Source organism: Acinetobacter sp. UBA2063 (assembly GCF_002333245.1).
GTDB classification, from domain to species: Bacteria; Pseudomonadota; Gammaproteobacteria; order Pseudomonadales; family Moraxellaceae; genus Acinetobacter; species Acinetobacter parvus.
In genome coordinates this window covers 1-20,284 of the sequence record NZ_DDAH01000124.1, presented here as the reverse complement: position 1 = coordinate 20,284, position 20,284 = coordinate 1, and the positions used below count along the sequence as shown (strand labels likewise).

Genomic DNA, 20,284 nt, shown 5'->3' with positions numbered 1-20,284 from the left:
AAAAAAGATGTAGTGTTTAAAGGCAAGTTAAATGCGGTCAATCAAAGCCTAGATCAGAAAGGTTTATGGAAAATCCAAATTTATGCGAAAAACCCTATCTCGCATGATTTTTCAGTTACTAAATTATCTATGCCTTCAGCCGTACAATGGATTAAAAAAGATTACAGCGTAGCAGAAAGAGGTAAAAACTCTGGTGTGATTGGTCTTAACTACAATGGTGAAGATAAAGAACATATCACCCAAGTACTTAACCACATCTTAAATATTTACCAAGCACAAAATATTGAACGTAAATCACTGGAATCGGCTCAAACATTGAGCTTCCTTGAAAAGCAACTGCCTGAATTAAAACAACAACTTGAAGACTCTGAAATTAAATTTAACCGTTTCCGAGAACAATACAACACAATTGATGTAACACAAGAAGCGGAGTTAATGCTAAAACAGAATGTTGAGCTGGAAAAATTAAAAATCCAACTACAACAGCAACAAGCAGAACTCTCTTCAAAATATACGCCTGACCACCCATTAATGTCAGCAATTAACGCTCAACTTTCTGAAATTAACAAAAAAACTTCAGAAATGACTCAATCCATTAAGCGTTTACCTGAAACCCAGCGACTGTACTTACAACTGTACCGCGATGTTAAGGTAAATACTGAGTTATACACCGCGTTATTGAATAGCTACCAACAACTCAAAATTGCCAAAGCAGGTGAAATTGGTAATGTACGCATTATTGATACTGCAATTGAACCTGTAAAACCAATTAAACCTAAAAAGCTCATCACATTAGTACTTGCTATTTTTGTAGGTGGCTTCTTGGGCACATTATTGGCCTTACTGCGTAATATGTTGCGCTCAGGTATTAAAGACTCGAATCAAATTGAAAATGAACTGGGTTTACCTGTTTATGCCACTGTACCACGTTCACCTGTGCAAGAAAGCCGTATTAAAATTCTGAAAAAGAAAAAGAATATTCCAATTCTTGCAGTTAAAAATAGTGATGATATTGCCATTGAAAGCCTACGTAGCATGCGTACTACCATTCACTTTGCCTTAAGCAGTGCCAAAAACAATATCATTATGATTTCTGGCCCTGCACCAGAGTTGGGTAAATCGTTTATTTCAACCAATCTAGCCACCATTTTGGCGCAAAGTGATAAGCGAGTATTATTGATTGACGCCGATTTACGTCGTGGTTATATGCACAAATACTTTAATTACGACCCTAAGCCTGGCTTAACCGAATACCTGAATGGTCAGCAAGAGTTAGGCAATATTGTGCGTAGTACTGAAGTTGAAAATTTAAGCTTCATCAGTCGTGGTAAAAGCCCTGCTAATCCGTCAGAGTTGTTAAGTACGCAAAAATTTGCAGATATGCTCACGCACTTGTCGAGCCAATTTGACCATATTCTGATTGATACCCCACCAGTTCTTGCAGTCACCGATGGGATTATTATTTCACAATATGCGGGTGTGAATTTGGTGGTGGCACGTTATGCCAAGACGCAAATGAAAGAGCTTGAGCTGACTGTCAACCGCTTTGAACAGGCTGGCGTGAAAGTAAATGGCTTCATTTTAAATGATATTCAACGTGCTGGTGCTGGTTACGGGTATGGATACAATTATTCATATGCTTACAAAGCAAATAAAGATGATTAAAAATCCATCACAATAATCATCTCAAAAAGCCAGATCTCAAAGTCTGGCTTTTTATCGATAAACACATAAACTATATAAAAAATACACGCATTTTTTAGCTGAGTTATTCAATGCTTAAGCTTAGACATGCTAAGATCATGACCATGTTTTTTATTAAAATCTTACTTCGGACATCTCATGAGTAAAGCTTTACCTGTTGTGGTTGCAGTCGTTTTAGCTGGTGCAGCCCTTGTTCCAATTTATTATGCAACTCAACACCCAGCGACTAAGCTAGGCACCAAAGCAGATAAAAATGCGGCACCTGTTGCAAAAATCAGTTATGCACTCGGTTATGAAGTTGCAAAGCAGACTCCACCTGAACTGGAAACAGGTGCATTTATTACAGGTTTCCGTGATGCGCGTGCACAAAAGCCTGCTGCCTATACTGAAGAGGAATTACAAGCTGCTTATATGGAATTCCAAAAAGAATTACAACAAAAGCAACTGAACGAGACCAAGAAAGCAGAGGCAACAAGTCATTCATTCCTGACCGAAAATGCGAAAAAAGACGGGGTTAAAGCCACTGCTTCAGGTTTGCAGTATAAAATCATTACAGAAGGTACGGGCAAACAGCCTACCGCCACTTCTGTGGTGAAAGTTCACTATAAGGGACAGCTCACTGATGGCAAGGTCTTTGACAGTTCCTACGACCGTGGTGAACCGATTGAATTTCCATTGAATCAAGTCATTCCAGGCTGGACTGAAGGTCTACAGCTTATGAAAGAAGGTGGTAAGGCCACATTTTATATCCCGGCAAATCTGGGTTACGGTGCTCAGGGTGTACCTGGTTCTATTCCACCAAATAGTACCTTAATCTTTGATGTAGAACTCATCGCTGTAAAATAACTGATTAATAGGGAGAGCATGTGCTCTCCTTTATTTTGGAAGAAATAATGAAAAAATTAAGCCTTATTTTAATAGCTTCAACTTTTGCTACAGTCCACGCAGCCCCAATTACGCTAAAAAGCCCACAAAAAGACCAACTGGGCTATAGTTACGGTTATTTAATGGGGAAAGGCAATGCCGAAACCCTAAAAGACCTGAATATTGAAACTTTTGTTCAGGGAGTACAGGAAGCTGTTCAAGGAAAAGTCGCATCTTTGACTGATGAAGACATGGCGAAAGTACTCAACCAATATAAAAAACGTTTAGAGGCAAAACAGCTGATTGAGTTTCAGGAAGTTGGCCAGAAAAATGAACTTGCTGGTAAAACATTCCTCGCTGAAAATGCTCAAAAGACAGGCATCATAACCACCAAGTCAGGCTTGCAGTACCAAATTTTGCAGGAAGGTAAAGGGAAATCTCCAAAGGCAACCTCTACAGTTAAGGTGAACTACGAAGGCCGTTTACTGGATGGCACTGTGTTTGACAGCTCAATTGCCCGCAACCATCCAATTGAGTTTAAACTGAACCAAGTGATTGCTGGTTGGACTGAGGGTGTGCAAACCATGAAAGAGGGCGGTAAAAGCCGTTTCTTTATTCCAGCCAATTTGGCCTATGGCGATGTTGGTGCAGGTGATGCAATCGGCCCCAACAGTACCCTGATTTTTGATATTGAATTACTTGAAGTTAAATAGTAAAAAACCCTCCATCAGGAGGGTTTAGTTTTTTTAGAGAGGTATTAGGCCTTTAAATGTCTTGGGCGGAACCCTGTTGCCAATAATCCTACCGCATAGGCCACTACGCCAACAACACACAACCCAACCACTTCAGCAATTCTTAACCACTGTGAAATATCGCCCTGATACCAAGTCAATCCATACCAGAGCGCAGCAATCATAGTGAGGTTGGCAATGGTAAATTGCATTGCCAGTTTCTTCCAGTGCGTTCCAAAACGATAGATATTGCGTTTGTGTAAATAGAAATACAACATGCCTGCATTCACCAAAGCTGAGCCTGAAGAAGCCAACGCCAAAGCCATATGTTCTGCATGCCAGTCAATCAGTTTAAATAAACCAATAAATACCACGTTTAGAATAGCATTTGCCGCAACTGCCATTAACCCCACACGAACAGGAGTCCTGGTATCCTGTTGTGCATAAAAGCCTGGAGCAAACACCTTAATCAACATGAAAGAAATCACACCAGCACTCATACACTGCAAGGCCAGTGCCGTCATGTGGGTATCTTCCAGTGTAAATTCACCGCGCTGAAACAATGCCTGAATAATGGGGGTGGACAGCATACATAAGGCAATACTTGCAGGAATGCCCACCAACATAATGATCTTGGCAGCCCAGTCAATCATGCTCCTGAATTTGGCTTGGTCCTGTTCAGCATGGCGGGCCGAAAGTGATGGCAGAATCACTGTGCCAATCGCCACACCGATCAAGCCCAAAGGCAGTTCAGTCATCCGTTCTGCGCTATAGAGCCAGGAAACCGAACCATCCTGCATAAATGATGCCCAGATGGTATTCAGCAATAGGTTGATCTGTGTAACTGAAACACCAAACAATGCTGGTAGCATCAACTTTAAAATACGGTCGACACCCTCATGTTTAAAATCAACCTTGGGTGGAATCAGTAGATTCTTTTTCCATAATTCAGGAATCTGGATGGCAAGCTGCAAAATACCCGCAGCCACCACTGCCCAGCCCAGCGCCATGATCGGTTCAGCCATATATGGCGTTAACCACCACGCTCCTGCAATCATTGCCACATTCAGCAATACAGGTGAAAATGCGGGTGAGGCAAATGAACCATAACTGTTCAGGATACTGCTAGCAAATGCTGTCAATGACATAAACATCAGATATGGAATGGTTAGGCGGAACATATCAACCGCAAGGTCAAATTTCTCAGGATTGTTGTGGAAACCAGGCGCATACAGATAAATAATTGCAGGTGCGGCAACCATCGCCACAAAGGTCAGCAAGGTCATTGCGGTGAGTAGACAACCAAAGACACGGCTAATCAGGATCTGAACTTCGGCATGAGCACGGCTGGTTTTATATTCTGTCAGGACTGGAATAAAGGCCTGGGAAAAAGCCCCTTCCGCAAACAGCCGCCGAAAAAAGTTGGGAATACGAAAGGCAACGACAAAGGTATCAAAGTCCTTACCTGCACCAAACACATTGAGCAGCACTACATCGCGTACCAAACCCAAAATTCGGGATAACATCGTCATTGCACTGACAATTACAGTCGATCGCCACAATGCCATCGCACTCACCTACGGCTTATCTTTAAAAAGCGTTATTGTAATGAAAGTTAAAATAGATTTCGTTGTGAAATCATAAATCGGTTGATGTTTTTTCAGATAACAACTGACGGAACAATTGCCAGTCAAAATACAACCCTGGGTCAGTCTTACGTTTTGGGGCAATATCTGAGTGCCCTGCAATATGGTTCTGAATTTTTGGATAGGCCTGGCGCAGTATTTTCACCACGTCTACAAGTGACTGATATTGTTCTGGCTCAAAGGGCAAGTCATCACTGCCTTCTAATTCGATGCCAATCGAATAGTCATTACATTCTTTTTGAGCGAGATAACTAGAACGTCCTGCATGCCATGAGCGGTCATTAAAGTTGACGAACTGGATGACCTCTCCCGTACGCAAGATCAGCAAATGTGCGGATACCTGCATCCCTTCAATGGTCTGAAAATAGGGATGGATCGACCAATCCAGTTGATTCTGAAAAAACTGCTGGATATAGCCGCCTCCAAACTGGGACGGTGGCAGGCTAATGTTGTGGATCACAATCAACTGAATTTCAGCATCAATAGGACGGGCATTAAAATTGGGGGATGCAATCTGTGTTGCGCCTTGTAGGATTCCATCTTGGACTTGAGCAAATCTAGATTGTTGCATTGTGACCCGAATCAGCAATTTAATATTTATCCTCCACATTCTGACATGCTTTATCGTGAATAATCGAGATCAAATACTTATTTTTTACGAGGACAATGCTAAGATAAGCCCCAAGTTTTTTGGTCAACATCTACTGGAAATCGTATGAGCATCCCACAATCTTTGCTTGAACAATCTATTCAAATCAATATTCAGCAAGCATTACAGGAAGATATTGGGGACGGCGATATCACGGCCCTGCTCACACCAGCAGATGAACAGGCCACTGCGACCATTATTAGCCGTGAAGAGATGGTGTTGGCAGGACAGCCCTGGGTCAATGCATTGATTCAGGCTTATGACAATACCGTTCAAGTCACTTGGTTAAAACAAGAGGGTGAAGTGGTTGCAGCCAATGAAGCCTTTTTAAAGCTTGCTGGTTCTGCCCGTAGTCTTTTGACAGTAGAACGCCCTGCATTGAACTTCATCCAAACCCTGTCTGCGGTGGCAACCAAAACCGCAAGTTATGTAAAACAACTCGATGGTTTACATACCAAACTATTGGATACTCGTAAAACATTACCAGGCCTGCGTATTGCGCAAAAATATGCGGTTGGTATCGGTGGCGGACAGAACCACCGTTTAGGTTTGTTTGATGCCTTCTTAATTAAAGAAAATCACATCATGGCCGCAGGCGGTATTGCGCAAGCGATTCGCAAAGCGCATGACATTGCACCAGGTAAACCCGTCGAAGTGGAAGTCGAAACTTGGGATGAACTGAATCAAGCGCTTGAAGCGGGTGCTGATATTGTCATGCTGGATAATTTCAGCCAGCAGCAAATGATTGATGCAGTCAAGCATGTAGCAGGCCGTTGCAAACTGGAAGCCTCAGGCAATATCACCATCGACAATTTACGTGAAGTTGCGACCACTGGAGTCGATTACATCTCTATGGGGGTATTGACGAAAGACGTACGTGCAGTTGATTTATCAATGCGTTTTAACGACTAAACCTGTTCAGAATCATCTCGTTTTGTATTGGCTTCATCTTTTCTCGCCGAAGCATCTGCAACCTTTGAGGTTTCAGATGTTTTAAGCTGTTCAGTCCAGGCTGACTTGGCTTGGGTTGAATCAGTTGGACGTGGGTCAGTAGCCATTAATACAAACGTCACTGCACTCAGAAATACTAAAAAAACCTGTAACATGATTATCCCTATTTATTGTTCCTGTTTTAATGGTTTAATCTAGCAGGGCAAAGTGAGATGAATTTGCTGGCTTTGTTACAACATAGACAGACTAAGTGAATTTATGTTGAAGAGCATGCTGTTCTGTCTGATTCTATTTAGACTTATGTAAATATCCGATATCAAACGCCCACATTGATTAGGACAAAAAAAGGCGGTCTAAAGTAGCCAGACCGCCTGTACTATCAACTGGAAATTACCAACCCAGTGCCTGCTGTTGTTTTTGAATCAATTCCTTGATTCCTTTTTCTGCAAGCTCCAACATGGCATTGCACTGGCTACGGGTAAATGGCTTGTCTTCCGCCGTTCCCTGAATCTCAATAAATTCGCCCGCCTGCGTCATCACCACGTTTAAATCCGTTTGGCAATTTGAATCTTCTTCGTAGCAGAGGTCGAGTAAAACCTCGTCCTGATACATCCCCACCGAGATGGCTGCCACCAGACCTTTTAACGGGTCCTGTTTAATTTTCTTGTTGCTGAGCAACACATTCATTGCATCAACCAAGGCAACCGCCGCCCCTGTAATTGCTGCGGTACGTGTCCCACCATCTGCCTGAATCACATCACAGTCGATGGTGATGGTGTTTTCACCGAGCTTTTTCAGGTCAACCATTGCTCTTAGGCTACGGCCAATCAAACGCTGGATTTCCTGGGTACGGCCTGTCTGTTTTCCCCGTGCCGCCTCACGATCACTTCGTGTATGCGTTGAACGCGGCAACATGCCATATTCCGCAGTGACCCAGCCTTGCCCCTGTCCTTTCAAAAAGCGTGGTACTGAATTGTCAATACTCGCTGTACACAGCACCTTGGTATGACCAAATTCAACCAAAACTGAACCCTCTGCATAGCGGGTATAGTTACGGGTAATTTTTACCTCACGTAATTGGTCTAATGTTCTTTGGTCAATACGCATAACGATTCCTTAAAACTATGGCACAAATATAATTGCACCATAGTATAGCTCAATTACACGCGATTTCAGTTTTACTTATTCGTTACAATTCCACGAATACGCAATCCTTTAAGCAAATTTAAATCTCGCTTTTAAATTTGTCCAACCTTGCGCCAATTGTGCCGACATATCATTTGGCAATGAACATTTCGCCAAAGCCACCCACACAGTACCAAATTGCTTCATGAAATTAGCTTCGTTATAGTTCACGCCATATTCAGCACATAAAGCTCTGATCTGCGGTGCCACTTGCTCATAACGATTTGCTGGCATATCTGGGAACAAATGGTGCTCAATCTGATGGCTTAAGTTACCACTCATAAAGTGCATCCACTTACCACCTGTGAAGTTACTCGAACCACGGATCTGACGTAAGTACCATTCTGCCTTGGTTTCGTTCTCAGTATTATCGGCTTCAAAGGTTTCTGCATCTTCAGTAAAATGACCATTAAAAATCACTGCCGAAGACCATAAGTTACGAATCACATTGGCTACAGCATTGCCTGCCAATACTGGGATAAAGTTAATCGTCGCAATCGCAGGGAAAAACACATAATCTTTGAGGACTTGGCGAGTCGCTTTTTTACGAAACTCGGCTGCATCTGCCCATGCTTGTTTCCATGTTTTAGTTTTGTAGACCAAAGCATCTTCTAAATGTAGGTTTTGTACGCCCACATACCATTGGAAAAAGAACATTAACTGTAATGCCAATGGAATATTGGCCAAATGACGAACTTCCCATTTTTGGTCTTCCGTGACACGTAAGATGCCATAGCCAACGTCATGGTCTTTGCCCACAATATTGGTATAAGTATGGTGCATATAGTTATGGGTAAAACGCCAATCATTTCCTGAGCAGGTATTGTCCCAGTCATAATCTTCACCACGTAAACTTGGGTCATTCAACCAGTCAAACTGACCATGCATGACATTGTGTCCAAGTTCCATGTTTTCGACGATCTTAGATACGCCTAACATTGCTGTACCTAGTAACCATACAGGTGGAATCCAACCACCAAACATCAACATGCCACGAGATGCAATCTCGGTATAACGCACAAAATCACGGACTTTATAGATATATTTGGAATCTTCTTCGCCTAAATTCTGCATAACAGCTAAACGAATCTCTTCTACGCGACGACCCAATTCCTGAACTTGTTCAGGGCTTAAATGTGCTGACTTTGATGCTGCTTTAAATTCTAATGCCATATTCATTTCAATTATCCTCAATATTTGTTTTTATAGGTCAATCGTGACTGGGCTAAGGGCTTGGCTTACACATAACTTGATCGCACGATTAGGCTGATCATCAATCTCACCCGTAATCACGTTTTGTGTTACACCACTGACTTTGGTACAGCTACAGCGATTACAGACCCCCATGCGACAACCATGCTGTGGGCGTAAACCTGCTTGCTCCGCACTACTTAATAGATTGGTCGTTGCAATAAAATTCTGTTGTGCACGACGGAAAGTAATCGGTTGAGCTTCGTTAGACTGCTCAATTTGTACAGGTTGGAAAAATTCCTGATGAAAATTTCCTACCGCATCCTGTTGAGCATAAATCTCTTGTGCTTGGCGCATCATGCTATGATGACCACAAGCATATGTCTGTAATTCTTTAAAGTTCGGAACTAACTTTTCTAATAAAGCGGTATCTAAATGCTGCTTTTGCTGTGCTGTATTAAAAAAGTGATATTTCAGTTGTGGATATTGTTCTGCTAAAGCCAATATTTCCTGATGGAACACTTCAGCACGGTTAAAATACACCACGTGAACTTCTTTTAAATTCTGTGCAACAGCTTGTTTTAACAACGAGTAAATTGCAGTAATCCCAGAACCAGAAGCAATCAAGAGTGCAGATTGTTGTCCTTGATGCAGAACAAAATCACCTTGCGTCTGTGAAATCTCAATACTATCACCCACATGCAAAAGTTGCGCTGCGCTTGACACCAAGCCCTGTACTTTAATACCCAGACAAATTTCACCTTGTGCGGTAACATCAATAATTGAGTAGCTACGTTGATGATAAACCCCGTGAATCATCAAGGTAAGCAAAATACTTTGACCTGCACGTACCGCAGCGATATCAAAGTTTTTGTTTGGTTTTAAAGTCAATAAAACCATATCTTTACTTAAAGGCTGTACCCCAGTCACTTCAGCAAGGATGCGTTTCCATGCAAATGTCGGCTTGATTTTCTGTAAGATAAAATCAACAAAATCTTCTCTAACCCAATGTGGCTGATAGCTTAACTGTGCGTTCATAAGTTCCTCGTTTTGTATCTGGCTATTTATCTTGAGTGAACGTATGTTCATATAGTGAACATGTGTACACTATATTTATTTGTGTTCACTGAGTCAACACTTGTTCACTAATTTTTTGAATATTCTTTATTCTTTTTATAAGTGGCTAAAAATCATGAAAAAATAAATGATTTAAACCTGATGCTTTTTGCCCAGCCACAATGCCATGGTTTTGGACAAGCAGGAATCTGTCTTATTTAGCAATGGTTGGGGCTAAAAAAGTTTTGTATTTTTTGCTAGACTCTGCTTATGGTTTTAATGGAACTTATTCATGTCGATTAGAGATGAACGAAAACAACAGAGTCGGCAGGCTCTACTGGATGCGGCACTTCATCTCAGTACTTCTGGGCGTTCATTTAGTAGCATCAGTTTGCGTGAGGTGGCTCGCGAAGTGGGATTGGTCCCAACGGCATTTTATCGTCATTTCCAAGATATGGAGGCATTAGGGCAAGAACTAGTTGACCAAGTGTCTTTGCATTTAAAAAGCCTGATTCATCAATTGGGGCAAAGCTATTTAAAACATAGCGGATCTGCTAAAACACGGACAAGCATTGAACTGTTTGTACAGGCTGTCAATCATAGCCCGCAGCAGTGGCAGTTCATGATTGCTGAACGCTGGGGCGGTTCTGAGACGGTAAGAATCGCAATCGCACGGGAAATTGAGTTTTTGATTGAGGACCTTGCCATTGATTTATGCAAGCTTGAAACCTTTAAGCACATTCAAGAAGCCAAAGATTTACAAGTGTTATCAACGATTCTGATTAATATGTCATTTACATGGGCAATGACGTGGATCAACTTACCGAAACAATTTCCAATTGATCGTTTGTTAGAACAACAAAACTTATTTATTGACAATGCGGCAACTCAGGTACGCTTATTATTCCGTGGCATCTCCAACTGGGAACCACAAAACGCCTGATCTTATCAAAGCTAAAGTTTGATATATAAAAGCATTGCTTAGCGTTATGATTGATAACACACTAATGCAAATGCCGTTTAGAACACTATGAGGAGCCTATAAGCATCATGAATCCTGATCGTCATACTCAGTTCTTAATTCGTAAAGAAAAAATTTTGCAGGTTGCAGAAAAACTTTTATTAGAAAACAACCAAGAAATGACCTTGGATGAACTGGTTGCCGAGCTAGATATTGCTAAAGGTACTTTATATAAACATTTCCGCAGTAAAAATGAATTACTGTTGGAACTGATTATTCAAAATGAAAAAGAAATCCTCAAGATTTCAGAAAAATATAACACTGATGTTAAGAAGTATGCGCCTCGCTATATGCTTTATCATTTAACCTCACCGAGTCGTACGATTTTACTGCATCAGTTAGAAGAACATCTGACCATGACCGAGTCAAAGCTCAAACATTTGTTCGATGAGCTGTATGCAATCCGTCAACAGCGTATTATTTCGCTCAAAGATATGACTGAAAAATACTTAAAATCACAGAATTATGATATGTCGATTCGTGATTATCTTTCTTATATTTGGTCTTTGACTTATGGTGCGGCATTATTGCTTAATTCCAGCTATTACCAGCGTTCAATTGGTTCCCGCCAGAAGCTGATCAACCTCTATGTCAGTCAGGCGCTGTCACTACCGACCCAGACGGTACAGATTGATTTAAAAGAGTTTCAACTGGAACAGCCCTAAAATAAAAAGGACCGTATTGAACAGTCCTTCTTTACACCACCACAAACCCGTAAATTATTTACCGCCCTTGCGCTCTTTCTCAAGCAGATAGTCAACTACCTGAGTGACCTTGCCATCTTCACCTTGCACCACATATTTACCTGCGACTACCACAGCAGGCACACCCGTCAACTGGTACTGCTGCGCCAACTGATTAGATTCAGCCACTTTTGCAGTGATCGGGAATGAATTAAACATACTGTTGAACTTCTGCTCAGGCACACCATAACGGGCAAAGAATTTTGCTTGGGATGCTTGATCAAAAATCTGCTGACCACCATCATGGATGGCGTGGAACAGTGGAATATGGGTTTTCTTACGTACACCTAGTGCCTCAGACACATAATAACCACGAGCACCCTGTTCCCACACCTTGTTCATTGCCGCTGGGGTACGCAGGAAATACACATCTTTTGGAATTTTCTTTAACCACCTTTGCATATGTGGTTCAAGCTTAAAGCAGTGCGGGCAACCGTACCAAAAGAATTCACGTACTTCAATTTTTCCCGCTGGCGCAGCTGTTTTACCTGGATTGGCAACCACGGTATAGTCTTTACCAGCAACAAAATCAGCAGCCGTTGCATTCATTGAAAACGCCATTACAACTGCACTTAAACCACTTAATACTAACTTTTTCATTGAGTTTGCTTTTCCTCTAAGCATTTTTCGTAAGTTTATATACTAAATATAAAACAAACACGACTAATTCGTTTTGCTTGTGTGAAGTTTTTTATTGGATTTATCGCTTTTTTTTCCAGAATCGCTACACTACCAACAGATTAAACCAAAATAATCATCCTAATATGAATGAGGTGACACCATGTCGCAGTTGAATGTTGATCCACAGGAAATCGCAAAATTTGAGGCCTTGGCTGCCAAATGGTGGGATCAGCATTCCGAGTTTCGTCCCCTGCATCAAATCAACCCGTTGCGCTTAAACTGGATTGATGAGCGGGTCGGTGGACTGTCGGGCAAAAAAGTGCTGGATGTGGGCTGTGGTGGCGGTATTCTGGCGGAAAGCATGGCACGCCGTGGTGCCAATGTGCTGGGCATTGACATGGGCGAGGCACCACTTGCGGTGGGTCGCTTGCATGCACAGCAGGAGAATGTACAGAATATTGAGTACCGCCAGATTCCCGTTGAACAACTGGCGCAGGAACAGGCGGGACAATACGATGTCGTCACCTGTATGGAAATGATGGAACACGTTCCTGATCCAGCCTCCATCGTCAAGGCTTGCCAAAGCTTGGTCAAGCCAGGTGGTCATGTGTTCTTCTCCACCATTAACCGTAATCCCAAATCCTACTTGTTTGCGATTATCGGTGCGGAATATGTGCTGCGCCTACTGCCAAAAGGCACCCATGATTATCATAAGTTCATTCGTCCATCGGAAATGGCGCATGACATCCGCAATGCAGGTCTTACCTTAAAGGAAATGACTGGCCTGCATTACAATCCATTGACCAAGCATTACTGGCTGGCACCCAATGTCGATGTCAATTACATGGTTCATACAGTCAGTACAGGTGCCTAATGAAAGCGGTTTTATTTGATCTTGATGGTACCCTGATTGACACAGCGGCGGACTTTGTCCGTATTATCCAGCAAATGTGCCGTGATGAGCAGCGTCCCGTGGTAGAGGCGGAAATCATCCGTACTCAGGTGTCCGAGGGCGCACGAGCAATGGTCAAACTGGTTTATCCTGAAATGGACGTAACAGACCCAGTATTTTTGGCGCATCGTCAGCGTTTTCTAAATACCTATGGCGACAATATCGTGGTCGACACCAACCTGTTTGAGGGAATGTATCCCCTGCTTGAGGAACTCGAAGCCCATCAAATTCCCTGGGGTATTGTCACCAATAAACCGCGTGGTTTAAGTGAATTGTTGCTGGCCGCACTAAACCTGACCGAACGCTGCGCGGTACTGGTGTGTCCAGAGGATGTCAGCAAAACCAAGCCTGACCCTGAACCGATGTATTTGGCAGCGAAACAGTTGAATCTGGAGGCCAGGGACATTATCTATGTGGGGGATCACCCACGTGATATTGATGCAGGGCGCAATGCGGAGATGTATACGATTTTGGCAGCCTATGGTTACCTGCCTGTTGAGTCCCGTGATGACCTGCTGGCATGGCAGGCTGATGCGATTATTCAAACCGTGCCTGAACTTCACCAACTGTTAAAAAATAAAATCGCGGTTTTAGCCGAAAATCAGGGTATGATGGGCTAAGCATACAAGATAACAATAGGAGGTATAACAATGAAATATTCAGAATATCAACCTCGTCCAGACCTGCTCAAGGATCGCATTATCCTGATTACAGGTGCAGGTGATGGAATTGGGCGTGCCGCTGCTATTAGTTATGCCTTACATGGCGCCACGGTTGTGCTTCATGGTCGTAGCCTGAACAAACTCGAAGTCATCTATGATGAAATTGAGGGTCTGGGTGCGCCACAACCTGCCATTCTGCCCTTACAGCTTTCAACCGCCTCCAGCCATGACTATGAGCTCCTGGTCAATACACTGGAACAGCAGTTTGGCCGCTTAGATGGTATCCTGCACAATGCGGGCATGCTGGGTGACCGTGTTGAACTGGCACATTATCCAATTGATGTGTGGGATGACGTGCTTTCCGTCAACCTGCGTGCGCCTTTTGCCCTGACACAGGCACTGCTTCCACTGCTGCAAAAATCGGCACACGCCTCGGTGGTGTTCACTAGTTCCAGTGTGGGACGAGAACCGCGTGCGCTTTGGGGCGCCTATTCCGTCTCCAAGGTAGCCACGGAAGCCATGAGCAAGATTTTTGCCGCAGAGAATAGCTATCCAAACATCCGCTTTAACTGCATCAATCCAGGCGGCACACGCACCGCCATGCGCGCCAAGGCCTATCCTGATGAAGACCCGAAAGTGCTGCCAACAGCTGACGAGATTATGCCTGCCTATCTTTACCTCATGGGTGATGATAGTTTGGACATGAATGGTCAGAGCATTGATGCGCAGGCCTAGGTTTTCGCATCAACCAACAATGGGCCTGAAACGGTCACAACCTATCGTTTTTAAAGGAGAACTGGGGAGAATCTCCATCTTTTTAATGGAATAATGAATTGATCTTCACAGTTTCTCTGCATTTTTAGAGTACAGTTTTGCCATGAGAGACATCCGCCTAGGTGCATCATGAAAAAAGTTTTCATCATCTTGATATTAGGTTCAACCACCCTTTTCAGCAGTATGGGTAGTTTTGCAGGCCCGCATTTTGACCGTGACGATTCCCGTGGCGGTGGTTGGCAGGGCCGCAACTTTGACCGTGATGATGATCCGCGTGGCAACTGGCAGGGCCGTCCAGCCCATCGTCCAGGAGAAGAAAACCGTGATCGTGAGCGCCGCATGCGTCAGGAACGTGGGGTTGAACGCCTGAAGCAGCATCGCTGGCAGGCGGGCTATGTCATGCCTCAGCATTATCGTGGCAATAGCTACAAGGTTGACTACAAGGACAATAACCTGCCAAAACCAGGCCGTAACGAGCAATGGTACAAAATCAACAATGACTACATCCTGGTCAACTCGGATGACAACAGCATTGTGCGCATCATGGGATTCTAGACGTTTTCCCATGTGCAGGTCCAATAAACTTGGGCCGTTGTTTTAGGAATAGATTTATCTTTTCATTTTTTTCGTTAGAATCAGATTAATTGATAGCGATCTGAGATCAACATGGCGAACCAAATCACTGAAATATCACAGAGTAGCACACAGGATTATGTGCATTGGTTTCGCCATTCCGCACCCTATATCAATGCGCACCGCCATAAAACCTTTGTGCTGATGTTTGGCGGTGAGGCGGTTCAGCATAAAAATTTCCAGCACATCATCCATGATATTGCCCTGTTACATTCACTCGGCATCCGCCTGATTCTGGTACACGGCGCACGACCACAGATTAACCAGAACCTCACTGAACGCAATATTGAAACACCTTTCCACCAAAACCGCCGCATTACCACACGTGAGTCACTGCGTGGGGTGATGAATGCCGTGGGTTCAATTCGCCTGGAAATTGAGGCACTGCTTTCGATGGGACTTGCCAACTCTCCGATGTATGGCGCACGCATTGATGTGGTTTCTGGAAACTTTGTCACCGCCAAACCCTATGGCATCCGTGATGGCGTTGACTTCCAGCTTACAGGCGATGTACGCTCAATTGACACCGATGCCATCCATCGTCATCTGGACAATCACAATATTGTGTTGTTAGGGCCAACGGGTTACTCGACCACAGGCGAAGTGTTTAATTTGCTGGCGGAGGAAGTAGCCACCAAAACGGCAACCATGTTAAAGGCGGACAAGTTGATTTTTCTGGGCGAACAACAAGGTTTAATGGATGCCAAACAGCAGTTGCTGCGTGAGCTCAGCCCACGTCAGCTTGATCCCTATATTCAGCAATACCAAAACCAGTCTCCCGAATTTGCCCTACATTTAAAACAGGCGCAACAGGCTTCCCTGTCAGGCGTACATCGTGTACACCTGATTTCCTATGCCTATGATGGCGCACTGATTGAGGAACTGTTCACTCGTGATGGCATTGGCACCATGATTACCGATGCCCATTATGAGGAGGTACGGATTGCCAATATTCATGATGTGGGCGGCCTGATAAACCTGCTGCGGCCACTTGAGCAGGAAGGTATTCTGGTGTATCGCTCCCGCGAACGCCTTGAAAGTGAGATTGAGCAGTTTGCCGTGATTGAGCGTGATGGCATGATTCTGGCCTGTGCCGCACTCTACCCGATTCCAGCGAAAGCCAATGAAAAATGTTCTGCCGAAATCGCCTGTGTTGCTGTCGACTCCAGTTACCGCAAATCTAACCGTGGTAGCCAGATCTTGCAATTTCTGGAAAACAGGGCCAAACAGCAAGGTATTCAGCAACTATTTGTCCTCACCACACGCACGGCGCACTGGTTTTTGGAACACGGCTTTAGCCCTGCCAGTGTGGATGACCTGCCAAATGCACGTCAGGCGCTTTATAACTATCAACGTAATTCTTTGGTATTTAAAAAATCCCTTGACTAATGTCTCTGGAGATATTGTTATTTTTGATAATGATATCTCCACATCCTGTCTTTTTGTTATATCCGCCCTCAGCAAAACCATAGCCTTAAAATAGAAAAGAACTAAAAACAATGGCTTATAAAAATAATGCTCCTTTTTGACATCTATACCCACGATAAGCATATCCAATATTCTGTTTTGCACTTTTTAAGATAAATAAAGCCTGATTATTTATTTTTTATGCAATAAAAAAAGTTTTAGTTTGATTGCTCAGCTTATTTCATCTTTTGATTTTCGGGGAGCACAAGCAGCATGGCCATTTTTATCAGTCGTTTATGGACACAACCTATCCTAATTACAGCAATGCTTGCCAGCTTGGTTAACATCACAGGTTGTGCAAAAAAAGCTGAGCAGCAAGAGGCCAAACCACAAGAAATCACAAAATTAAATATCGGCTTTCAGAAGTATGGTATTTTGCCGATTGTTAAAGCAAAAGGTGAACTAGAAAAAAACCTTGCTGCTCAAGGCGTAAATGTCAAATGGGTAGAGTTTCCAGCGGGTCCACAACTTCTGGAGGGCTTGAATGTTGGCAGTGTCTCTTTGGGTGAGGCAGGTGAAGCCCCGCCTATTTTCGCTCAGGCAGCCAATCCAAATCTGGTGTATGTGGCCAACCAGCCAGCAGCACCTACTGCTGAAGCCCTGATTGTACAAAAAGATTCCCCAATTCAATCCGTACAAGACCTGAAAGGCAAACGTATTGCACTGAACAAGGGTTCAAACGTCCACTATTTATTATTGAAACTGTTGGAAGCCAACAACCTCACCCTCAATGACATCCAGCCTGTCTATCTTCCACCCTCAGATGCCCGTGCCGCATTTGAAAAGGGCGCAGTTGATGCCTGGGTGATTTGGGACCCATTCCTAGCTGCGGCGGAACATCAGGTACATGCGCGTGTCATTGCCAATGGCGAGCATTTGGTCAGCAATTACCAGTTCTATTTAGCGGACCGTAAATTTGCCGAAAATCGTCCTGAAATTTTAAAGACCGTTGTTCAAACCCTGAACCAGACCACCGACTGGGTCAAGACCTATCCAGATGATGCCGCGAAACTACTGGAAAAACCAACCGCACTGGAATTTGAGGTGTTAAAAGCATCGATTTCACGCATGGGCTTCGGGGTTCAGCCCATCTCTGAAAAGGTTGCCAAGGAACAGCAATATGTTGCTGATGCATTCTACGCGCAGAAACTGATTCCAAAACAGTTGGTAATTCAGGACGCGGTACTCAAGAACGACATTAAGTAATCAGCAGAATACAGATCAACATTCAGCACAGTGTCTGCTCTGCCAAATAAATTTTTTACTTTTTCATAAGGAACATCGACATGAATATTTTCTGGTTTATCCCCACTCATGGTGACAGCCGTTACTTAGGCACCAGCAAGGGCGCACGTCAGGTCGATCATGCCTATATGAAACAGATTGCGGTGGCAGTTGACAACCTGGGCTATGATGGCGTACTGATTCCAACAGGCCGTTCCTGTGAAGACCCATGGATTACAGCTGCCAGCCTGATTGATGCCACCAGACAACTTAAGTTTCTGGTGGCCCTCCGTCCAGGCATTACCACGCCTGCGCTCGCCGCCCGCATGGCAGCGACTTTCGACCGTCTTTCCAATGGACGTATCCTGCTCAACCTTGTCACAGGTGGAGATGAACAGGAACTCAAGGGCGATGGCCTGTATGAAGACCACAGTACCCGTTACCAGACCGCTTCTGAATATGTCAAAATCTGGCGTGAAATCCTGACCCGTTCGCATACAGGTGAATCGTTTACTTTTCATGGCGAACGCTTAAGCGTCGATGATGCCAAACTGCTCTATCCACCCGTACAACAGCCTCATCCCCCGTTATGGTTTGGTGGCTCATCCGAAGCGGCGACTGAGCTGGCAGCAGAACAGGTTGATACCTATTTAACCTGGGGTGAACCACCTGCCGCAGTTAAGGAAAAAATCCAATATTTACGTGCCAAGGCTGCCGCTATAGGCCGAACCCTAAATTACGGCATTCGCCTGCATGTGATTGTGCGTGAAACCAATGAACAGGCCTGGGCAGCGGCGGATGAACTGATCCAGTATCTGGATGATGCCACGATTGCCGCAGCACAGAAGAAATTTGCGCAAATGGATTCAGTGGGCCAACAACGCATGGCGGCGTTGCATGGTGGACGTAAAGATCAACTTGAAGTGTCCCCGAATCTTTGGGCAGGCATTGGTCTGGTTCGCGGTGGTGCAGGCACGGCATTGGTGGGTGACCCAGAAACGGTGGCTGCAAGGATTCAGGAGTATGCGGATTTAGGCATTGATACCTTTATTTTCTCAGGCTATCCACATCTGGAAGAATCGATTCGTTTTGCGGAATTGGTGTTTCCACTCTTGCCGCTGAAAACACGCAAGAAACTGGCACAACCGCACTTAACAGGACCATTTGGGGAAATCATTGCCAACAACTACGTCCCTGAGACTACGGAAGCAAAAAATCTGGTCAAGGAGACAGCATGAGTGCAAAAGTTTTCTTAAACAATGTTTCACGTGGAACACAGCAGCTCGGCAAAGGCCTGTTACCGTGGCTGTTACCGATCTTATTGATCGTCATCTGGCAAATTGCCTCAAGTACAGGTTTACTGCAAAGTCGGGTTCTGCCCGCCCCCTCTTCTGTGGTCAGTGCCTTTTGGCACCTGCTCATCAGTGGTGAACTTTGGCAGCATGTCAAGGTCAGTGCTGGACGGGCTTTACTCGGCTTATTGGTGGGTGGGGGGCTGGGGCTAGTTCTCGGCTTGTTGAATGGCTCATCCCGTGTTGCATCAACGCTGCTGGACACCACCCTGCAAATGATCCGCAACATCCCTGCACTTGCCCTGATTCCACTGGTGATCTTATGGTTTGGCATTGATGAAACCGCCAAGTTGTTTCTAGTGGCGGTCGGGGTGTTTTTCCCGATCTATATCAATACCTATCATGGCATCCGTTCAGTTGATCCGCAGCTGATTGAAATGGGTAGAAGCTATGGGCTGAACCGCTGGCAACTGTATAAAGACATTATTTTACCTGGCGCAATGCCCTCCATTTTAGTGGGGCTACGTTTCTCTCTCGGTTTGGTGTGGGTATTGCTGATCGTTGCTGAAACCATTTCCGCCCAGTCAGGCATTGGCTATATGACCATGAATGCACGGGAGTTTTTACAAACCGATATCGTGCTAGTGGGTATCCTGCTGTATGCCTTGCTGGGGAAACTGGCCGATGTCTTTGCGCAACTGCTGGAACGTTATTTATTACGCTGGCATTCAGGTTATCAAAAATAAAAAAGGAAAATAAACATGAGCAACCTCAATCTAAACCTATATGAAAATAATTTCATCCAGCCCATTATTAAGCTAGATACCACAAACGCCCCAGCCAATGGTGCAGATATCCTGATTGAGCAACTGTATAAGTTCTATGGCGAGGTCAAGGTACTTGAGGATCTGGATTTAA

The 20,284-nt window shown here is 44.2% G+C and carries 21 protein-coding genes and 1 pseudogene; 15 read left to right on the top strand and 7 right to left on the bottom strand.

Annotation, left to right across the window (positions count from 1 at the left end; translation table 11 throughout):
• From B4H32_RS05565 to B4H32_RS05555, 3 genes are all read left to right on the top strand, one after another.
• On the top strand, window positions 1–1,665 hold a 1,665-nt coding region (locus B4H32_RS05565; RefSeq protein WP_286800802.1), incomplete at its 5' end, for a polysaccharide biosynthesis tyrosine autokinase.
• Window positions 1,666–1,842: 177 nt separating this feature from the next.
• Complete coding sequence (locus B4H32_RS05560) at window positions 1,843–2,550, top strand: FKBP-type peptidyl-prolyl cis-trans isomerase (protein ID WP_286800790.1); 708 nt, start codon at window positions 1,843–1,845, stop codon at window positions 2,548–2,550.
• A 47-nt stretch (window positions 2,551–2,597) separates the two neighbouring features.
• Window positions 2,598–3,281 (top strand): FKBP-type peptidyl-prolyl cis-trans isomerase, encoded by a 684-nt coding sequence (locus tag B4H32_RS05555; protein WP_010589301.1) that lies wholly within the window; start codon window positions 2,598–2,600, stop codon window positions 3,279–3,281.
• 44 nt (window positions 3,282–3,325) lie between these two features.
• On the opposite strand, the gene murJ is transcribed toward B4H32_RS05555, so the two are convergent.
• Both murJ and ampD read right to left on the bottom strand, forming a co-directional pair.
• Complete coding sequence (gene murJ / locus B4H32_RS05550; protein ID WP_286800787.1) at window positions 3,326–4,876, bottom strand: murein biosynthesis integral membrane protein MurJ; 1,551 nt, start codon at window positions 4,874–4,876, stop codon at window positions 3,326–3,328.
• A gap of 61 nt (window positions 4,877–4,937) precedes the next feature.
• Window positions 4,938–5,516 carry a 1,6-anhydro-N-acetylmuramyl-L-alanine amidase AmpD gene (gene ampD / locus B4H32_RS05545; protein ID WP_004770042.1) on the bottom strand — a complete coding sequence of 193 codons (579 nt, stop codon included), beginning with the start codon at window positions 5,514–5,516 and terminating at the stop codon, window positions 4,938–4,940.
• Between the two features lie 144 nt (window positions 5,517–5,660).
• On the opposite strand from ampD, the gene nadC reads away from it, so the two are divergent.
• Complete coding sequence (gene nadC, locus B4H32_RS05540) at window positions 5,661–6,506, top strand: carboxylating nicotinate-nucleotide diphosphorylase (RefSeq protein ID WP_286800779.1); 846 nt, start codon at window positions 5,661–5,663, stop codon at window positions 6,504–6,506.
• Here the strand turns inward: nadC and B4H32_RS05535 are convergent.
• The 4 genes from B4H32_RS05535 to B4H32_RS05520 all read right to left on the bottom strand — a co-directional run bounded on the left by B4H32_RS05535 (window position 6,503) and on the right by B4H32_RS05520 (window position 9,959).
• Window positions 6,503–6,700: a hypothetical protein gene (locus B4H32_RS05535; RefSeq protein WP_004680174.1), complete on the bottom strand. Its 198-nt coding sequence runs from the start codon at window positions 6,698–6,700 to the stop codon at window positions 6,503–6,505. The genes nadC and B4H32_RS05535 overlap by 4 nt on opposite strands.
• A 235-nt stretch (window positions 6,701–6,935) precedes the next feature.
• Window positions 6,936–7,652 carry a ribonuclease PH gene (gene rph / locus B4H32_RS05530; protein ID WP_262574419.1) on the bottom strand — a complete coding sequence of 239 codons (717 nt, stop codon included), beginning with the start codon at window positions 7,650–7,652 and terminating at the stop codon, window positions 6,936–6,938.
• Between the two features lie 108 nt (window positions 7,653–7,760).
• Complete coding sequence (locus tag B4H32_RS05525; protein ID WP_171062522.1) at window positions 7,761–8,903, bottom strand: fatty acid desaturase family protein; 1,143 nt, start codon at window positions 8,901–8,903, stop codon at window positions 7,761–7,763.
• Window positions 8,904–8,933: 30 nt separating this feature from the next.
• Entirely contained in the window at window positions 8,934–9,959 is a 1,026-nt protein-coding gene (locus B4H32_RS05520; RefSeq protein ID WP_286800775.1) for a flavin reductase family protein, read from the bottom strand.
• 310 nt (window positions 9,960–10,269) lie between these two features.
• Here B4H32_RS05520 and B4H32_RS05515 point away from each other — a divergent pair, with 310 nt between their 5' ends.
• A complete protein-coding gene (locus tag B4H32_RS05515; protein WP_087547328.1) occupies window positions 10,270–10,920 on the top strand; it encodes a TetR family transcriptional regulator in 651 nt (216 codons plus the stop codon).
• A 107-nt stretch (window positions 10,921–11,027) separates the two neighbouring features.
• A complete protein-coding gene (locus B4H32_RS05510; RefSeq protein WP_286800767.1) occupies window positions 11,028–11,663 on the top strand; it encodes a TetR/AcrR family transcriptional regulator in 636 nt (211 codons plus the stop codon).
• A 54-nt stretch (window positions 11,664–11,717) separates the two neighbouring features.
• Here the strand turns inward: B4H32_RS05510 and B4H32_RS05505 are convergent, their stop codons facing one another.
• Window positions 11,718–12,341, bottom strand: coding sequence for a thiol:disulfide interchange protein DsbA/DsbL (locus B4H32_RS05505; RefSeq protein WP_286800764.1), 624 nt, complete (start codon window positions 12,339–12,341; stop codon window positions 11,718–11,720).
• A 181-nt stretch (window positions 12,342–12,522) separates the two neighbouring features.
• Between B4H32_RS05505 and ubiG the strand changes: the two genes are divergently transcribed.
• The 9 genes and pseudogenes from ubiG to ssuB form a co-directional block, all read left to right on the top strand.
• Window positions 12,523–13,236, top strand: coding sequence for a bifunctional 2-polyprenyl-6-hydroxyphenol methylase/3-demethylubiquinol 3-O-methyltransferase UbiG (ubiG, locus tag B4H32_RS05500; protein WP_286800758.1), 714 nt, complete (start codon window positions 12,523–12,525; stop codon window positions 13,234–13,236).
• Window positions 13,236–13,934, top strand: coding sequence for an HAD family hydrolase (locus tag B4H32_RS05495; protein ID WP_004758642.1), 699 nt, complete (start codon window positions 13,236–13,238; stop codon window positions 13,932–13,934). The genes ubiG and B4H32_RS05495 overlap by 1 nt, the downstream gene beginning before the upstream one ends.
• A 30-nt stretch (window positions 13,935–13,964) precedes the next feature.
• Entirely contained in the window at window positions 13,965–14,711 is a 747-nt protein-coding gene (locus tag B4H32_RS05490; protein WP_004680180.1) for a YciK family oxidoreductase, read from the top strand.
• Window positions 14,712–14,879: 168 nt separating this feature from the next.
• Window positions 14,880–15,305: an RcnB family protein gene (locus B4H32_RS05485; protein ID WP_286800746.1), complete on the top strand. Its 426-nt coding sequence runs from the start codon at window positions 14,880–14,882 to the stop codon at window positions 15,303–15,305.
• A gap of 111 nt (window positions 15,306–15,416) precedes the next feature.
• The gene (gene argA, locus B4H32_RS05480; protein ID WP_004758647.1) at window positions 15,417–16,772 is read left to right on the top strand and encodes an amino-acid N-acetyltransferase; all 1,356 of its coding nucleotides are present in this window, start codon (window positions 15,417–15,419) and stop codon (window positions 16,770–16,772) included.
• A gap of 291 nt (window positions 16,773–17,063) precedes the next feature.
• Entirely contained in the window at window positions 17,064–18,056 is a 993-nt protein-coding gene (locus tag B4H32_RS05475; protein ID WP_286800727.1) for a sulfonate ABC transporter substrate-binding protein, read from the top strand.
• Between the two features lie 80 nt (window positions 18,057–18,136).
• The gene (gene ssuD / locus B4H32_RS05470; protein ID WP_004680184.1) at window positions 18,137–19,312 is read left to right on the top strand and encodes an FMNH2-dependent alkanesulfonate monooxygenase; all 1,176 of its coding nucleotides are present in this window, start codon (window positions 18,137–18,139) and stop codon (window positions 19,310–19,312) included.
• Complete coding sequence (gene ssuC / locus B4H32_RS05465; RefSeq protein ID WP_004680185.1) at window positions 19,309–20,112, top strand: aliphatic sulfonate ABC transporter permease SsuC; 804 nt, start codon at window positions 19,309–19,311, stop codon at window positions 20,110–20,112. The genes ssuD and ssuC overlap by 4 nt, the downstream gene beginning before the upstream one ends.
• A 15-nt stretch (window positions 20,113–20,127) precedes the next feature.
• Window positions 20,128–20,284 (top strand): annotated as a pseudogene (gene ssuB, locus B4H32_RS05460) (aliphatic sulfonate ABC transporter ATP-binding protein); the annotation flags it as partial.

Excerpts from the sequence above, each read along its gene's own strand:
- B4H32_RS05535 (WP_004680174.1), bottom strand. The coding sequence starts at position 6,700 with ATGTTACAGGTTTTTTTAGTATTTCTGAGTGCAGTGACGTTTGTATTA.
- B4H32_RS05495 (WP_004758642.1), top strand. The coding sequence starts at position 13,236 with ATGAAAGCGGTTTTATTTGATCTTGATGGTACCCTGATTGACACAGCG.
- B4H32_RS05505 (WP_286800764.1), bottom strand. The coding sequence starts at position 12,341 with ATGAAAAAGTTAGTATTAAGTGGTTTAAGTGCAGTTGTAATGGCGTTT.
- B4H32_RS05485 (WP_286800746.1), top strand. The coding sequence starts at position 14,880 with ATGAAAAAAGTTTTCATCATCTTGATATTAGGTTCAACCACCCTTTTC.
- ssuC (WP_004680185.1), top strand. The coding sequence starts at position 19,309 with ATGAGTGCAAAAGTTTTCTTAAACAATGTTTCACGTGGAACACAGCAG.
- ampD (WP_004770042.1), bottom strand. The coding sequence starts at position 5,516 with ATGCAACAATCTAGATTTGCTCAAGTCCAAGATGGAATCCTACAAGGC.
- ubiG (WP_286800758.1), top strand. The coding sequence starts at position 12,523 with ATGTCGCAGTTGAATGTTGATCCACAGGAAATCGCAAAATTTGAGGCC.
- B4H32_RS05520 (WP_286800775.1), bottom strand. The coding sequence starts at position 9,959 with ATGAACGCACAGTTAAGCTATCAGCCACATTGGGTTAGAGAAGATTTT.
- argA (WP_004758647.1), top strand. The coding sequence starts at position 15,417 with ATGGCGAACCAAATCACTGAAATATCACAGAGTAGCACACAGGATTAT.
- B4H32_RS05475 (WP_286800727.1), top strand. The coding sequence starts at position 17,064 with ATGGCCATTTTTATCAGTCGTTTATGGACACAACCTATCCTAATTACA.
- B4H32_RS05515 (WP_087547328.1), top strand. The coding sequence starts at position 10,270 with ATGTCGATTAGAGATGAACGAAAACAACAGAGTCGGCAGGCTCTACTG.
- B4H32_RS05525 (WP_171062522.1), bottom strand. The coding sequence starts at position 8,903 with ATGGCATTAGAATTTAAAGCAGCATCAAAGTCAGCACATTTAAGCCCT.
- ssuD (WP_004680184.1), top strand. The coding sequence starts at position 18,137 with ATGAATATTTTCTGGTTTATCCCCACTCATGGTGACAGCCGTTACTTA.
- B4H32_RS05510 (WP_286800767.1), top strand. The coding sequence starts at position 11,028 with ATGAATCCTGATCGTCATACTCAGTTCTTAATTCGTAAAGAAAAAATT.
- nadC (WP_286800779.1), top strand. The coding sequence starts at position 5,661 with ATGAGCATCCCACAATCTTTGCTTGAACAATCTATTCAAATCAATATT.
- rph (WP_262574419.1), bottom strand. The coding sequence starts at position 7,652 with ATGCGTATTGACCAAAGAACATTAGACCAATTACGTGAGGTAAAAATT.
- B4H32_RS05490 (WP_004680180.1), top strand. The coding sequence starts at position 13,965 with ATGAAATATTCAGAATATCAACCTCGTCCAGACCTGCTCAAGGATCGC.
- B4H32_RS05560 (WP_286800790.1), top strand. The coding sequence starts at position 1,843 with ATGAGTAAAGCTTTACCTGTTGTGGTTGCAGTCGTTTTAGCTGGTGCA.
- B4H32_RS05555 (WP_010589301.1), top strand. The coding sequence starts at position 2,598 with ATGAAAAAATTAAGCCTTATTTTAATAGCTTCAACTTTTGCTACAGTC.